12 protein-coding genes are annotated in these 15,511 nt (G+C 59.3%); 6 read left to right on the top strand and 6 right to left on the bottom strand.

From position 1 onward, the window contains the following. Nucleotides 1-14 precede the first annotated feature (14 nt). Nucleotides 15-590: a DUF1403 family protein gene (locus HGO38_RS28645; protein WP_250959209.1), complete on the top strand. Its 576-nt coding sequence runs from the start codon at nucleotides 15-17 to the stop codon at nucleotides 588-590. Here the strand turns inward: HGO38_RS28645 and HGO38_RS28640 are convergent. Continuing rightward, a complete protein-coding gene (locus tag HGO38_RS28640; protein WP_250959208.1) occupies nucleotides 578-1,294 on the bottom strand; it encodes an IS6 family transposase in 717 nt (238 codons plus the stop codon). The genes HGO38_RS28645 and HGO38_RS28640 overlap by 13 nt on opposite strands. A 182-nt stretch (nucleotides 1,295-1,476) precedes the next feature. Next, nucleotides 1,477-1,773, bottom strand: coding sequence for a PRC-barrel domain-containing protein (locus tag HGO38_RS28635; protein ID WP_250959207.1), 297 nt, complete (start codon nucleotides 1,771-1,773; stop codon nucleotides 1,477-1,479). Nucleotides 1,774-2,245: 472 nt separating this feature from the next. On the opposite strand from HGO38_RS28635, the gene HGO38_RS31295 reads away from it, so the two are divergent. Then, nucleotides 2,246-2,485, top strand: coding sequence for a hypothetical protein (locus tag HGO38_RS31295; RefSeq protein WP_502941658.1), 240 nt, complete (start codon nucleotides 2,246-2,248; stop codon nucleotides 2,483-2,485). 64 nt (nucleotides 2,486-2,549) lie between these two features. Here HGO38_RS31295 and HGO38_RS28625 read toward each other — a convergent pair whose 3' ends face one another. From HGO38_RS28625 to tnpA, 3 genes are all read right to left on the bottom strand, one after another. Continuing rightward, a complete protein-coding gene (locus HGO38_RS28625) occupies nucleotides 2,550-2,951 on the bottom strand; it encodes a response regulator (RefSeq protein WP_250959206.1) in 402 nt (133 codons plus the stop codon). A 20-nt stretch (nucleotides 2,952-2,971) separates the two neighbouring features. Further along, nucleotides 2,972-4,714: a sensor histidine kinase gene (locus tag HGO38_RS28620; protein WP_250959205.1), complete on the bottom strand. Its 1,743-nt coding sequence runs from the start codon at nucleotides 4,712-4,714 to the stop codon at nucleotides 2,972-2,974. Between the two features lie 331 nt (nucleotides 4,715-5,045). Then, nucleotides 5,046-5,489, bottom strand: coding sequence for an IS66-like element accessory protein TnpA (gene tnpA / locus HGO38_RS28615; RefSeq protein ID WP_250959204.1), 444 nt, complete (start codon nucleotides 5,487-5,489; stop codon nucleotides 5,046-5,048). Nucleotides 5,490-5,647: 158 nt separating this feature from the next. Between tnpA and HGO38_RS28610 the strand changes: the two genes are divergently transcribed. Next, on the top strand, nucleotides 5,648-7,087 hold the full coding sequence (locus HGO38_RS28610; RefSeq protein ID WP_250959203.1) for a diguanylate cyclase: 1,440 nt from the start codon (nucleotides 5,648-5,650) through the stop codon (nucleotides 7,085-7,087). Nucleotides 7,088-8,112: 1,025 nt separating this feature from the next. On the opposite strand, the gene HGO38_RS28605 is transcribed toward HGO38_RS28610, so the two are convergent. Then, on the bottom strand, nucleotides 8,113-8,373 hold the full coding sequence (locus tag HGO38_RS28605; protein WP_250959227.1) for a hypothetical protein: 261 nt from the start codon (nucleotides 8,371-8,373) through the stop codon (nucleotides 8,113-8,115). Between the two features lie 102 nt (nucleotides 8,374-8,475). Between HGO38_RS28605 and HGO38_RS28600 the strand changes: the two genes are divergently transcribed. The 3 genes from HGO38_RS28600 to HGO38_RS28590 all read left to right on the top strand — a co-directional run bounded on the left by HGO38_RS28600 (nucleotide 8,476) and on the right by HGO38_RS28590 (nucleotide 15,468). Then, nucleotides 8,476-9,618 (top strand): DUF3991 and toprim domain-containing protein, encoded by a 1,143-nt coding sequence (locus tag HGO38_RS28600; protein ID WP_250959202.1) that lies wholly within the window; start codon nucleotides 8,476-8,478, stop codon nucleotides 9,616-9,618. A 64-nt stretch (nucleotides 9,619-9,682) separates the two neighbouring features. Continuing rightward, on the top strand, nucleotides 9,683-10,288 hold the full coding sequence (locus tag HGO38_RS28595; protein ID WP_070149971.1) for a DUF1419 domain-containing protein: 606 nt from the start codon (nucleotides 9,683-9,685) through the stop codon (nucleotides 10,286-10,288). Between the two features lie 89 nt (nucleotides 10,289-10,377). Further along, nucleotides 10,378-15,468: a helicase-like domain-containing protein gene (locus HGO38_RS28590; RefSeq protein WP_250959201.1), complete on the top strand. Its 5,091-nt coding sequence runs from the start codon at nucleotides 10,378-10,380 to the stop codon at nucleotides 15,466-15,468. Nucleotides 15,469-15,511: the final 43 nt, after the last annotated feature.

Raw genomic sequence — 15,511 nt, 5'->3', positions numbered from 1 at the left:
TTACACTCCGGCGCATGGATTCGCTCGCGCCCTCCGCTCCGACGGCCCCCGCTTGGTCGCCCCGCCTACCGGGCTGGATCAACGAGACCGACGCCGCCTTCGCCGCCGGCATCGCCCTGAAATCGCTGGACGATCTGGTCCGCGCCGACCCGCCGTGGATTGGCTGCTGGTGCGATCGACTTGCCCTCAAATCGGCCGCGGTCGCCGCGAAAATGCTCGGCCGCAATGAAGAGGAAAGCGCGCTCCGCGACGCGGTCTTGCTGACCGTCGCCGGCGACGATCCCGGTCCTGCCGGAAAGCTGTTTCTGGCCACACGAATGCTGACGCGCCAATCCGGAAAAATCACCATGCCATTCGTTAAGGAGCTCTGCGCGTTGCTGGGGATCCGCTGGGACAATGCTCTTGCCTCAGTGCCGGATCTCGTCGATACTGCGATACAATCCGGGCGCGCGGCACCCCTCGCGCTGGCCGATGTGATATCGGCTATCACGACCGCTCGCCCGGATGCTGAGGTGCTGGTGCTGGGGCGCTGTAAACTTAACGCCTTGAAACCAACATCTGGGCGTGAAGCACTGGTTCATTCGGCGTGAAGGCATGCAATTTGGTGCCATGCTTGTATGGCTGCTGCTCGCAGTTCGCGATGGTGGGCTGATGGAATATCATGGCGGGGAACGTTAAAGAGGTTCGCGATTGGGTCGTGGATGGAAGCGAAACGCTGGAGCTGTCGCGCTGACTTGAAGCGCTTCATGATCTTCTCGCGTCGTCGGACGGCCTGATGGCAGTTCTCCGCCCGATTGTTCAAGCCTTTGTGAGAACGATGCTCGACGCCGGGCATGATCTCCCGCTTCGCCGCGCCATAGGAGCGTAGCTTGTCGGTAATGATTACACGCGGCGAACGGCCTTGCGCTTTTAGGAGTTTGCGTATCAAACGCTTTGCTGCCTTGGCATTGCGGCGGCTCTGCACCAACACGTCGAGAACAAAGCCGTCATGATCAACGGCCCGCCAAAGCCAGTGTTTCTTTCCACCAATGGTGATGACAACCTCATCGAGATGCCATTTGTCACCAAGCCTGCCGGCTGATCGCTTCCGAATATGATTGGCGAAATGCCTTCCGAATTTCTCAGCCCAGAGTCTGACGGTCTGGTGAGACACGATGACCCCACGGGCCGCCAGCATATCCTCGACCATGCGCAGACTGAGCGGGAAACGGAAATAGAGCCAGACCGCATGGGCAATCACCTCTGCAGGAAATCGATGGCGGCGGTAGAGCGGATCGCGGGGAAATTTGGTCATGCCACCAGATCCCACGTTCTGACCAATGTTCGATTAACTTTACGATGCCGTATCCCTTCAAAGATCGGCTGACACTCAACTCCCGATCCATGCACCAGCGCTCCAGTGAATCACAAACCCCCAGCCAAAGCCAGGGGTTTGTCAGCAGTCTGAACCCGGCACTGGGTTCCGGGCCTTGAAGTTTAGTGACGATCCTCAGGCATATCCTTGAGCTGATCTTTCGTCCAGCTCGTCACGGCGTGGACATCACCATCTTCATCTCGCATGAATTGGAGATCCATGAGCGGAACGGCGACCGGCTTTGCTCCGATGCCAAGGAAACCGCCGACGTCGATAATGGCTTTGCTGCCTGCACCCGAACCGTGAATGTGATCCAACTTCCCGACCTTGTGGTCGTCCGCGCCATAGATCGTGGCACCTTCAAGTATGGCCGGCGTGAGTTCGGCGGGGGCGAGGCGGACGTGATTGTTATGGTTCATTGACTCTTCCTCCGTGGTTGCTGAACTCAAGTAACCCCGCTCAAGGGCATTTGTTCCAATACAATTATTGGACTTAATGTCCGTCGATTTAGGCTCAGGACTTCGGTAACGGCGCCGTTCCAGTCAAGCAAAAAGTGGCGACCTTAGCAGCGCAGTCATTCGACGGGCTGGTGCGGCCGTATCTCTGGCGATAGATTCATTCCGCTGATGCCTGGCTTGGTCCTGACTTTGTTTGAGATCACCCCGGATTCAAGCTTCTGTCCGTGGTCAGCGCGGTGGCTGCCAACATGATGCTGGTCTAATGCGGTAATCCGATGTGCCCATCTCATTGGTGTGCTCGACCCAAGGTCGGCGACAGTCCTGACCACGGCATCATCGGAACCGCGTCCCGGTTGGGGACCTTGAAGTCTGTACTCAGACAGACGGCAACGACATGTTTCTGATGTTGAGGTTCAGGCTGGCTTAGCGACGAATGAGACTGTCATGGAGATTCAGTGCCATCCTTCCACATCCGGTGCAATATAACGCCGATGCGCCTTGCCAAAGCCACCATCGCACGCTTTGCATCTCGACGTTTGGCAACCTGTGCCGCGATGCGCAATTGCCCGGCGAGAATATCACCATCTCAGAGGAGCTTGGTCTGCCGGGCGACGGCATCGACGGCATACTCGAAGAACATAGACGAGAGATGACCTGCATGAAGAACGCGTAGCGAATGGCTTTCGCCCGCTCGCTTGTGCCGGGATGAGCGGCGCACGGCCAGGATTTAGTACCTGTCAGAACCTGCGGCCCGTACGCTGATCGTTCTCGATGCGGGTCACGCATCCTGTGATCTTGGCAAGAAGAATGTCGAAATCGATCGGCTTGGTCAGATAATCGGCGGCACCTGCCTGCAGCCCAACGATCAGGTTTTCCCGGTCAGCCAGTGCCGTCAGGAAGATGAAGGGTATGTTGGAGAATTCCGGATGGTTGAGCTGGATATCCGCCAGCAACTGATGCCCGTCCATTTCCGGCATGGTGATATCGCAGATGACGATGTCCGGCCACTTACTCCTGATCATTTCAAGACCTTCCCGGCCGTTTGTTGCCTGGAGCGTCTTGAAACCCGCATCCTCCAGTTCTTCCACGATCAGCGACCGGATCTGGTCTTCGTCTTCAATACATAAGATTGTGATCATACTGACACCGATATTCCGCCTCAGGCGGCCTCTATGGTTGGGATGGGAGAATTGCTGGCGGCAGGCGCAGCGACGGGAAGTGTGACGGTGAAGACCGAACCGCATCCTTTCTGGCTTGTCACCACAATCGAGCCCTGATGCAGATCAAGGATCTGCTGCACCAGGTTGAGGCCGATGCCCGTTCCGGCGATGCCGGTCGAGGTGCGGGCCCTAAAGTAGCGCTGGAACATTTTCGGCAGATCATCGGCGTCGATGCCGATACCCTGGTCCTTGACCGAGATATGGACCAGACCGTTCTCCTGCCAGCCCGTGATGAAAATGTCGGGCGCATTGGCCGAATATTTTGCCGCATTCGACAGAAGATTGGTGAAGACCTGCTGGAGCGCCGAGCGGTCGGCCAGGATCGTCGCCGGCAGGCCCTCAAGATCGAGATGGAAGCGATGCGAAGGGCTGATGCCCTTCTGGCCCGCGCAACAGAGCTCTATGAGTTCATTCAGTCCGCAATTCTCTGGTTGGATACTGATTATGCCATGATCCAGTCGGCCAACGGCCAGAATGCTCTCCATCAGGCTGACCATGCGCGACACAGAGGCACGGATCTGGTCAACCTTCTCGCCGACGAACTCGGCCGTCATCTCGCTCTTGCGCCGGGTCAGGCGCTGGGCCGCGCCGTCGATGATCGCCAATGGCGTGCGAAACTCGTGCGACGCCATGGCCACGAACTGCCGCTGCTGCTCATTGACGTGACGCTCGTGGTTGAGCAAGCGTTCGAGCTTCTGCGCCTGAAGCTCGATTTCCGCCGTGCGGGCCCTGACGACTTCCTCAAGCCTGTCGCGGTGATGCAGCAACTCGCGCTCGGCCGTCTTGCGGGCCGTCACGTCCACATAAGTGATCACGCAGCCGCCGCCCGGCGACGGCGCGGATCGGACCTCCAGCACCAGGCCCGTCGCGGTATCGCGGTCAAACGAATGTTCGAGAAAGAGCTTCACATGACGAATGCGGTCCTGCGCCAGTTCCTCGATATCGCCCGGCCCATATTCGCCACGCGCCGCATTGAAGCGCAGGATATCCTTGAAACTGCAACCGGCCGGAAACCGCTCCGCGGGCAGGTCGAGGATTTCGTAAAACCGTTTGTTGGTCATGGCGACGGTGAGGTCCTCATCGAGCACGCAGACCCCGCCAGGGAAATTGTCGATCGTCATCCTGAGCAGATGAAAGATGTTCTCGTGCAGGCCATGGCTATCGCCTTCGCCCACCTGCAACGGCCGGCCGGCCGACGCCGAAGACGCGGCAGCCAGGGTTTCATGCTGTTGCTTGCTGAGGATAATGGTCGAGATATCCCAGGACAGCGCCGTCAGAACGTCGAGATGCGCGTAGTCGCCTTGGGCTTCATTCCCGACATAGACCGCCAGCGCCCCGATCGGCTCCTCCGGCGCGCCGCCAATCGGAATGAGGATGCGCCGCATCGGCAATTGCGGGTCCGGGCCCACCTGTATCGTGGGGCTGATCTCGAGATAGGTTTCGAGCTGCGACCAGTGCACGTTGTAATAACCGGCAAGCATGGCCTTCTGCCGCCCGGCGCCTTGGAGATAGAGTGCGGCGCTGGACTTCAGTTCGAGCTGTTTGGTCTCCACGATGACCCGAAGGATATCAGGGATGAGTTGCGCCATCATCCGGTCGGAATAGCCGATGCGCAGGATGGCGCGGCCGGTGGCATGGCCCCAGCCAGCGATCTCCGTATTGCCGCTCCGTCGCCTGTGCATGACATTCCCCATGCGATTGTTGCCCGCGGTAACAGACTGACCCTATCGAGTGAACATTCACTTAAGAAAACGCGAATACAGTTGGGGAAGCGCAACCGACGGATTGTAGTGTGCCGCAGAGGGATTGCGCTGGAGCAACTGCGGAGCCTTGGTGGTTTCAAACTCCGCCCGGTGTCCCCGCTGAAACCTCTCATCGAAGTGAAGGAAGAAAAGCTCTTTTCTATCGGACTAAGCCACTGGCTGTTCAGATAAGCCGCGTTTATGTGACAACACCTTCGCGAAAACTGATGGAGAATGTCATGGGGTATGGGCCGCGTACAACGAAAGTGGACTAGCCGACCTGTACCAGTTTTCCCGCAAAGGTCTCGAAAATTTCGAGCCACACAACTGCTGACTTCGAGCGTTGCATAAGCCAGGTATCATCTCGTGCAGAAAAATGGCGAGGTTCGCGACCGCCTCCAGAACTGGATGCGTCGCTAGTCTGCGGCGGCTCTGTCGTAATTGCCAGGGGCACAAAGGCAGGCTTGCTGTTCTCGCAAGACACAGTTGCCATCAGCTCCGCAGGTAACGTCAAAAGACCCTGACGCGCTTGCCGCCGCCAGTCCGAAAGCTGATGCGCAATAACGTCGTGGCGACGCGCAACATCAACAACCCGCGCACCAGGCTGGAGGCTTTCCGCGACAATCCGCGCCTTCAGGTCATTGGGCCAGCGCCGGTTTCCACGTCGCGCCTCGACAACCTCGAAGCGCCCAACAAATCCGTCACCATCCGCCATGCCAAAATCTCCAGCTCTTGCCCGAGCCGTTCTGGCACGGACCTCAATGCTCAGGAATATCCAGATCCAATGGATTGGAGACGGCGCATACGGCGAATGTTAGGATTTTCATGTTGTAGTGCGGCCTAATAAAAATGCAGCCGGTGAGAGCGAATTTAATGAAATTTTCTAGCTTTAAATTTGCCCTAAATGGGGCATGGGGTCGCCTCACTGCGAATTCTTTAGGAGCTTCACCGTTCGCAACGCTATGGGCAGCGATAGTTTCGCCCTTTCATCGCTCAATCAAGGCCCGGTTTCGATATTCATTTGCCTTCGCCATGGCCGGCTTGATCCTCATCGGTATCATCACGATCATCTCTGGTCGCATGCTGATCCATGCCTACGAAGGCGGCATTGCGGAAATTGACGCCAGGATGTCGCCGGTTTTTGTCGCTCAGGATTTGCTATACCAGATCGAAACTATTGCGACTAATCACGCGCTGGGGTTAGACGTGCCAGACGTACAGAAATCACAGACGATTGCGGCCGGAGTTGCCAATAGCTTCAGAACATTGTTTGAGGCGGAAGCCACTGATCCCCTAGCAACGACGTCCGCGGATACGTTGGTTTACGAACTGATTGCCACCTGGCGCCAATCCGAAGCGTCCCTCGATGCCGTATTCCGGCAGGATGCCGGCACACAGAAAGCTATCGACGCCTATGCCGAGGCACGCACCGATATTGCAAACATCAACACGCTGGTCGCCAGGTTTCGTCAATTGTCTATTTCCGAACTCCAGCAGCGCATAAACTCGGGAAGAGCAATCGCGGACACGTCATTCTATTTTCTCCTAGGCGCCGTGCTTCTTGGCTTGCTGGTACTTGCTGCGGTCATCTTTTTTCTTGCCCGCTCCGTGCTTGAACCGATAGGAAAGCTGGTAATCGCCGCAGATCGGCTTGGGAAAAACGACCTGACCTACCGGGTCAAGCTGCGCAACGAACAAGACGAATTGGGACAGCTTGGCGAGGTACTGAACTCTTCAACAAACACGCTGCAGCAATTGTATCGGGAGCTTGATCGGCGTTCCACATATGATGGATTGACAGGTGTCCTCAACCGCGCCGCATTCGATGATCGCCTATCTTCAGCGTGCCAAACAGCAGACCGTGGCAAACAGCGCCTTTCTCTGCTGATGATCGATATCGATTTTTTCAAATCCGTCAACGATACCCATGGGCACCAAGCGGGGGACCGAGTTTTGACCCTGGTTGCGGGTGCGCTGGGCAACGCTGTTCGGCCCGCCGACACGATCGCTCGCTATGGAGGCGAGGAGTTTGCAGTTATTCTACCCGATACGGGTGCGACGGCAGCAACGGCAATGGCGGAGCGAATCCGCGCAATCGTCGAAGCCCTGCCAATCGAAACGAATACCGGTGAGCGCATTTTGGTCACCGTCTCGATTGGCTTGAAAACCCGAGATCTTGAAACGCTCCCGCCGGCAAGCCTTATCAGACTTGCGGATGGAGCCCTCTATAGAGCAAAAGAAGCGGGCCGAAATAGAACCTTTTCTGCGAACGAAGAAACCCAGCCCACGCCTTCGAATATCCGCACGGCGTGATGCGCATGCAAATCTAAATCGCACCGCTGTTGACGAACTCCGTCTCTTCGAGACATCAAGTCTGCCGGCATGGGTGGAATAGCATCCGGCGCGTTTTTGAAAAATTCGCTCAATAAGCGTCTTCGGTTTAGGTCGAAGGAAGCAGAGGTAACGAATAGTCCTCATAGATCGTGCGGCTGCGCACGTAGGATATACGTTTTCCTTGCAAGTTCACAGCATCAGCTCAACACGGTTGCAATCTATCATGCTTCACGTGATGACCAATCTTCTACACGCCCTGTGTTCGTCCTTCAGGTTGCCGGTATGTTTCGCCGCTCACCATAACCACCGAGGAAGACCTGATACACACGATCTTCCCGCATCCGACGATTTCGGAAACGCTGAAGGAAAGCGTGCTCGATGCCTATGGGCGTCCGCTGAATGCTTGATTATGCAACGCCGCCCCGAGACAAAACGGAGTGAAAGTTCCATAAATATGCTTATGCAATTTTTGATAAGATATTGAAATATTTCATATAAAACCACCTCTCCGTCATTCGGATTTTGTGTAACTTGCCACTGTCGCCACCGGTCTCGAGAGATTGATGATCCGCTTCCTCACACGATGGCTCGCACATCGCCGGGCAATACGGCGGCGATGGCAGGCTGATGCCAGGCTTCTCGCAAGTTCGGATCCAGCCGGGTCCTACTACGAAGCACAGCGCCGTGCGTTGCATAGCCGGTCCAGTGGTGATCTCGACGAGTTCTGGCACTGGTCGAAAGTCGCCAGCGAGATAGCCCGGATAGAGCCACGCGCTGAGATGGACTTCGCTGTTCTCAAGGCCTTGTCCGATCAGGAGAAAGCCGGCCGTCGTTGACTGGTGGGCTGGTCAGACAGGTGCTCGGCAACAAATGCTGAGCTGGCTTCCGTGAACGATCTGTGCCGGATACCCCAATTCCCGCCGAAGCAAACCAATCCCGCTCTTTATGGATGGCGTCCTGGACCATGTCCGGATCTCCGTCGATCAACCCACTATCGGGGTCGGCTAGCAAGCTGCCGCCGCTTGCGCCTTTGGCTTCGCGGTGATCGCGACCGTCCCCGGTCCTTTGAGGAGCCATCGAGCGGGATCGGCCTGCTCCGGACGGAGGTTTCTCACATGGCACAGGATCTTGCACTCGCACAAAGCCACGCATTTTCGCTTTCCCGCATTCTCATGGTTCCCGTCACCCTGTTCAAATCTGGCGACGAATTCGGCGTCCTTCCGTCCGACGAACTCGATGACGAAGACGATCTTGAGATCGTGCATGAATATTTCCCCCGCGGGTCTCATTGAGACCCGCATGTCCCTGCCGCTGGCGACCTGTCGGCCGCAAGGGAAGCTCCGCCGCGGCCGGTGCAAATCTGCACCTTGATTGCCGCGCCCTTGCCCCCTCCATTCTTCGCGGCGGAAACGAGGATGGCCGCAGGTATGCGGATTGGAAAAGAAGGGCGATCGACAAGTGATCGGAAAACAATGAAGAGAGAAGAGTTGGAGGCGCTGCGCGCCAAGGTGAGTTGCGAAGCCGTGCTGGAGCAGGCCGGTTACGAAATCGATCTCAAAGAGAGCACGCGCCGCGCCGTCAAATACCGGCGTGGCGGCAACATCGTCATTGTCACGCATGACGGACGCGGCTGGTTCGATCCGCTCAGCGATGAGAAAGGCGACGTCTTCGGCCTTGCCATGTTCCTGGAAAGGATCCCATTCCGAGCTTCAGCGGAAGCAGTCGCGTCACTTGTCGGCGTTCAACTCTCCCGGCCGGAATGGAGGTCCCCGCGGTCTTCATTGCCCATAAAAGACATTTGCGATCGTTGGCGCAGCCGGTCCACGCCTTCGCCCGGATCCGATGCCTGGCGCTATCTGTGCTGGGCGCGCTGTATCCCGACGGCCATCGCCCGACAGGCTATTCGAGAGGGTGTCCTGCGGGAAGGGCCCTTCGGCAGTATGTGGGCAGCCCACGTCGATAGCGAGGGTCGCGTCGTCGGTTGGGAGGAGCGCGGTCCCGACTGGCTTGGCTTTTCGACGGGAGGCTCAAAGGTTCTCTTCCGCTTTGGACCAAGCGATGCCTCTCGTCTCTGCGTTACCGAGGCCGCGATCGACGCAATGAGCCTTGCCGCACTCGAAGGTCCGCGCGAGCGAACTCTCTATCTCAGCACTGGCGGTGGGGGGTCTCCGGCGACAGATGCGGCGCTTGCCGAACTTGCTGTGCGGCCGGGACTGACACTGGTCGCGGCTACGGATGCCAATTCCCAAGGCGATGTCTATGCAGAACGATTGCGGGCGCTCGCCGAGGCATCCGGTTGCAACTGGCAGCGGCTACGTCCGCCGGCGGAGGATTGGAACGAGGTTCTCCAAAACAGAGAGAGGGAAAAATGGGAGAGGAAGAGCGAGAAGAACAACGAGGCCTGCCGCATGCGCGCCGGCCGCATCAAGGGAGGCTTCGCCCGGCATGCGCCGGCCCTTGACCCAGCCGGACACGAGGCCGGCAGCGCGGAAGGGGTCATGAAGGACTGAAGTGGATAGTGAGGTCGAAACGACATTGCTGCCTTTGGTCCTAAACCCCGAAAGGATCAAGCTGATGACCTCGAGAGCCCTTCCCCGCAAAATCTTTCAGGGAGCGGCCAAGCGTGCCGACATGTTCCGGATGTTCGACAGGCACGCTATGCGCCCCGACCGCTTTGCTGGCGACCAGTCTGCCGTCTATGCCGGCGAATGGTTCGAGATCGATGAAACCTCCCACTCCTATATGCTGGATATTCTGCCGCCGCTCTGGATGCGCGGGCCGATCTTTGCGATGCGCGAGTTTATGGCCGGTTCGGTGACCTCGGTGTTTTATGCGATCCGGATCGATGAAGCGGTCCGCTATTTTCACACATACTGCGACCTCTCGGACCCGAACTCTGTGGAGGCGATGCGGATCGCTATTATTGACCGCGAAACCCGACCAGTCCGGGCGATGAGCCGCGAAGAACGGCTTGAGCACATCTGGAGCACGACCACCGACGACTATCGCGGTTACGCCGGCGACAACTGGCCGAAGCCGATGCAAGGCCACCGCACGGTGATGCTCTACGGTGGCAGTGAAGGCACGTTCCTGAAGTTGCTCGACACCCTGTCCGACGACGAGATCGCGGCCAAGCTGCCGGTGCATCTACGCCACCTCCCCGCATCGCTGGCCGCCTGAGCCAGATCATCATTCGCAAACTCCGCGCCGAATGCGGTCTTCTCGGTGGCCGAGCGATGGCGCACGCCCTCATTTCAAGGAACTTTCCCATGAGCAACGATCCATTTACATCAGACATGTTCGGCTCGAGCGTGCTTTCGTCCGGCCTCGGGCTTGGCGTGACAGCGTTCGGCGGGTTCTCGCCTGATGCCGCCAATGACGACGATCCGGATCCCCTGCCGCCAGCACCTGCACCCGCCCTCGCCGTCGCTGCCACGCCTGCCCGGCGCGCGAGGCTTCGGGCAAACTTCTATCTCGACGGCGACCGCGGGCTCGCCGCCTCCTGGAGGGATCGCGCTCGCGCCAATGTCGCGGCGATCCTTGTCGCCGACGGCATTGCCAAGCAGGACCGGCCGGCGACGGCCAAGGAACAGGCGCAGTTGATCCGCTTCACGGGCTTCGGCGCCGGCGAACTGGCCAACGGTATGTTCCGTCGGCCAGGCGAGGTCGATTTCCGCCAGGGTTGGGACGATATTGGTTCTTCGCTCGAGACCGCGGTTTGCGAGAGCGACTACACGTCGCTTGCCCGCTGCACCCAATATGCGCATTTCACGCCGGAGTTCATCATCAGGGCAATCTGGGCTGGGGTCCAGAAACTGGGCTGGCGCGGCGGCCGGGTGCTGGAACCTGGCATCGGCACGGGGCTGTTCCCGGCCCTGATACCGGAGCCATATCGCGACGTTGCCTATGTGACCGGGATTGAACTCGATCCGGTCACCGCTCGCATCGCCTGCCTGCTTCAGCCGAAGGCGCGGATCATCAATGGCGACTTTGCCCGCACCGATCTGGCGCCGATCTACGATCTCGCCATCGGCAATCCGCCCTTCTCCGACCGCACCGTCCGCTCGGATCGCGCTTACCGATCGCTTGGCCTTCGTTTGCACGACTATTTCATCGCCCGGTCGATTGACCTGCTGAAGCCCGGTGCGCTTGCCGCCTTCGTCACGTCGCATGGCACCATGGACAAGGCCGATACCACGACACGCGAGCATATCGCCAAGTCGGCCGACCTGATCGGGGCAATCCGGTTGCCCGAAGGCAGCTTTCGCCGTGACGCCGGCACGGATGTCGTCGTCGACATTCTGTTCTTCCGCAAGCGCAAGCCCGGAGAGCCGGAGGGAAATCAGCTGTGGCTCGATGTCGATGAGATCAGGCCGGCCACCGACGAAGAAGGCGCCATCAGGGTCAATCGCTGGTTTGGTCGGCATCCGGACTTCGTGCTCGGCACACACGCCCTGACCTCCGGCCCGTTCGGCGAGACCTACACATGCCGGCCCCGCAATGACGAGGATCTTGACGCCGCCCTCGCCGCTGCAATCGATCTATTGCCCGCCGATCTCTACGACGGCGAGCCGACGCCCATCGATATCGATCTGGAAGACGAGCTCGGCGAGATCGTCGCCTTGCAGCCGAGAGGCGGCTCCGTTCGCGAGGGCAGCTTCTTCCTCGACCGGTCGAAGGGCCTGATGCAGATGCTCGACGGATCGGCCGTGCCGGTCACCGTCCGCAAGGGTCGCTCAGGCAATGGAATCCCGGAAAAACACGTTCGGATCATCAGCAAGCTGATCCCGATTCGCGATGCAGTGCGCGAGGTCCTGAAGGCGCAGGAAACCGATCGGCCATGGCGCGATCTCCAAATCCGATTGCGCATCGCCTGGTCGAGTTTTGTGCGCGATTTCGGGCCGATCAACCACACAACAGTCTCGATCCAGGAAGATGCCGAGACCGGCGAGGTCAAGGAAACGCATCGCCAACCGAACCTCGCACCGTTCCGCGACGATCCCGATTGCTGGCTGGTCGCCTCGATCGAGGACTACGATCTGGAGACGGACACGGCGAAACCGGGGCCGATTTTTTCCGAACGCGTGATTGCTCCGCCGGCCGCACCGACGATTACCTCACCTGCCGATGCGCTCGCCGTCGTGCTGAATGAACGAGGCCACGTCGATATCGACCATGTCGCCGAGCTGCTGCACAGCGATCCTGCTGATGTGGTCGACGAGCTGGGCGAGGCCATCTTCCGTGATCCGGCCGATGGATCGTGGAAGACGGCAGACGGATATCTCTCAGGGGCCGTCCGCACAAAGCTCGCCGCCGCGCAGGCTGCCGCAGAGCTCGACCCGTCATATGAGCGTAATGTCCGCGCGCTTCTAGATGTTCAGCCGGCCGATCTGCGTCCCTCGGATATCACAGCCCGTCTCGGCGCACCTTGGATCCCGGCCGCCGATGTCGTCGCCTTCGTCAAGCAAAAGATGGAGGCTGATATCCGCATCCATCATATGCCGGAGCTTGGTTCCTGGACGGTGGAGGCACGGCAGCTCGGTTACAGCGCCGCTGGCACATCGGAATGGGGAACGAGCCGCCGCCACGCCGGCGACCTGCTGTCTGACGCGCTCAACAGCCGAGTCCCACAGATTTTCGACGTCTTCAAGGATGCCGACGGTGAGCGCCGGGTCCTCAATGTAGTCGATACGGAAGCCGCGCGCGACAAGCTGCAGAGGATCAAGCAGGCTTTTCAGGACTGGGTCTGGACCGATCCAGATCGCACCGACCGGCTGGCCCGCGATTACAATGATCGCTTCAACAATATCGCGCCGCGGAAATTCGACGGCTCCCACCTGAAACTTCCCGGCGCCTCTGGCGCCTTTGTTTTGTACGGGCACCAGAAACGCGGCATCTGGCGGATCATTGCCGATGGCTCGACCTATCTTGCCCATGCTGTCGGCGCCGGTAAGACGATGACGATGGCGGCGGCCATCATGGAGCAGCGCCGGCTTGGACTGATCGCCAAGGCCATGCTGGTCGTGCCCGGCCATTGCCTGGCGCAGGCCGCTCGCGAGTTTTTAGGCCTCTATCCGAATGCTCGCATTCTGGTGGCGGATGAGACGAACTTCACAAAGGACAAGCGGGCTCGCTTCCTCTCGCGCGCCGCGACCGCGACCTGGGACGCGATCATCATCACGCATTCGGCGTTCCGGTTCATCGCCGTGCCGTCCGCCTTTGAGCAGGAGATGATCCAGGGCGAGTTGCAGCTCTATGAGGATCTGCTGACCAAGGTCGACAGTGAGGACCCCGTTTCGCGCAAGCGCCTTGAGCGGCTGAAGGAAGGTTTGCAGGAGCGGCTCGAAGGACTGGCGACCAGAAAGGATGACCTGCTGACTATCTCGGAAATCGGCATCGACCAGATCATCGTCGACGAGGCGCAGGAGTTCCGCAAGCTCTCCTTTGCTACCAACATGTCGACATTGAAGGGCATCGACCCGAACGGCTCGCAGCGCGCCTGGGATCTCTATGTGAAATCCCGCTACATCGAGACGAAGAACCCCGGCCGCGCACTGGTGCTCGCTTCCGGCACGCCGATCACCAATACGCTCGGAGAAATGTTCTCGATCCAGCGTCTGCTTGGGTATGTAGCGCTTGCCGAACGCGGCCTGCACGAGTTCGACGCCTGGGCATCGTGCTTCGGCGACACGACTACCGAACTCGAAATCCAGCCATCGGGAAAATACAAGCCGGTCAGCCGCTTTGCTTCCTTCGTCAACGTGCCGGAGCTGATCGCCATGTTCCGCTCGTTTGCTGATGTGGTGATGCCTGACGATCTGCGGCAATACGTGAAGGTGCCCAACATCTCGACCGGCCGGCGGCAGATCATGACTGCCAAGCCGACGGCACTGTTCAAGACCTATCAGCAGATGCTCGACGCGCGGATCAAGGCGATCGAGCAGCGCGAGGGTCCCGCCAAGTCCGGCGACGACATCCTGCTGTCCGTCATCACCGATGGGCGCCATGCGGCGATCGACCTGCGCTTCGTCATGCCGGCGGCCGACAACGAGGAGAATAACAAGCTCAATCTGCTCGTCCGCAATGCCCACCGGATCTGGAAGGAAACCGGCGAGGCGATCTATCGACGCCCCGACGGCAAAGACTTCGATCAACCAGGGGCAGCCCAGATGATCTTTTCCGATCTCGGCACGATCAACGTGGAGAAGAGCCGAGGCTTCTCGGCCTATCGGTTCATTCGCGACGAGCTGATCCGGCTCGGTGTGCCGGCATCGCAAATCGCCTTCATGCAGGAATACAAGAAGACCGAAGCCAAGCAGCGGCTGTTCGGTGACGTGCGCGCTGGCAAGGTCCGTTTCCTGATCGGCTCGTCTGAAACGATGGGCACGGGGGTCAACGCCCAGCTTCGGCTGAAGGCTCTCCATCACCTCGATGTGCCATGGCTGCCATCGCAGATCGAACAGCGAGAAGGCCGGATCGTCCGTCAGGGCAACCAGCACGACGAGGTCGACATCTTCGCCTATGCGACGGAAGGTTCACTCGATGCCAGCATGTGGCAGAACAATGAGCGCAAAGCCCGGTTCATTGCCGCGGCCCTGTCGGGAGACACCTCGATCAGGCGACTGGAGGATGTTGGTGAAGGGGCGGCCAACCAGTTCGCCATGGCCAAGGCGATTGCCTCAGGCGATGAGCGGTTGATGCGGAAGGCAGGCTTGGAGGCCGATATCGCACGGCTCGAACGGCTGCGGGCCGCCCACGAGGACGATCAATACGCCGTCCGCCGGCAGATGCGCGATGCAGAACGCGAAATCGAGGTCTCTACCCGGCGGATTGGCGAAATCGGCCAGGATATCGCGCGGCTGCAGTCGACCACCGGCGACGCCTTCACGATGACGGTTCTCGGTAAAGAACATGCCGAGCGCAAGGAGGCCGGTCGGGCGCTGATGAAGGAAATCCTAACGCTTTTGCAGCTTCAGCATGAGGGCGAGGTTCACCTTGCCACGATCGGCGGCTTCGATCTGGTCTATGAGGGTGAGCGGTTCGGCAAGGGCGACGGCTATCGCTACGGGACGCTGCTCCAGCGCACGGGCGTAAGTCAAGAGATCGAGCTTGCAATCACGGTCACGCCGCTGGGTGCCATCTCACGGCTGGAGCACGGACTCGACGGCTTCGAGCAGGAGCAGCTTCAGTATCGCCGGCGGTTGGAAGAGGCCGAGCGTCGGCTGGCCTCCTACCGTTCTCGAGACGGAGGAGCGTTCGCGTTCGCTGACGATCTGAAGGAGAAAAGGCGAGAACTACGTGACATCGAAACTCAGCTGGCGGACGGTCTCGGCAATGAGACCAACACGCTGGCCGCATAGCTGCATTGCACAATAAGTGTTTTCCGATTGGCCAGAAATCAGG

The sequence above is a fragment of the Rhizobium sp. CG5 genome (genome assembly GCF_023701945.1).
Classification (GTDB): domain Bacteria; phylum Pseudomonadota; class Alphaproteobacteria; order Rhizobiales; family Rhizobiaceae; genus Allorhizobium.
This window is presented reverse-complemented; position numbering and strand designations above follow the sequence as displayed.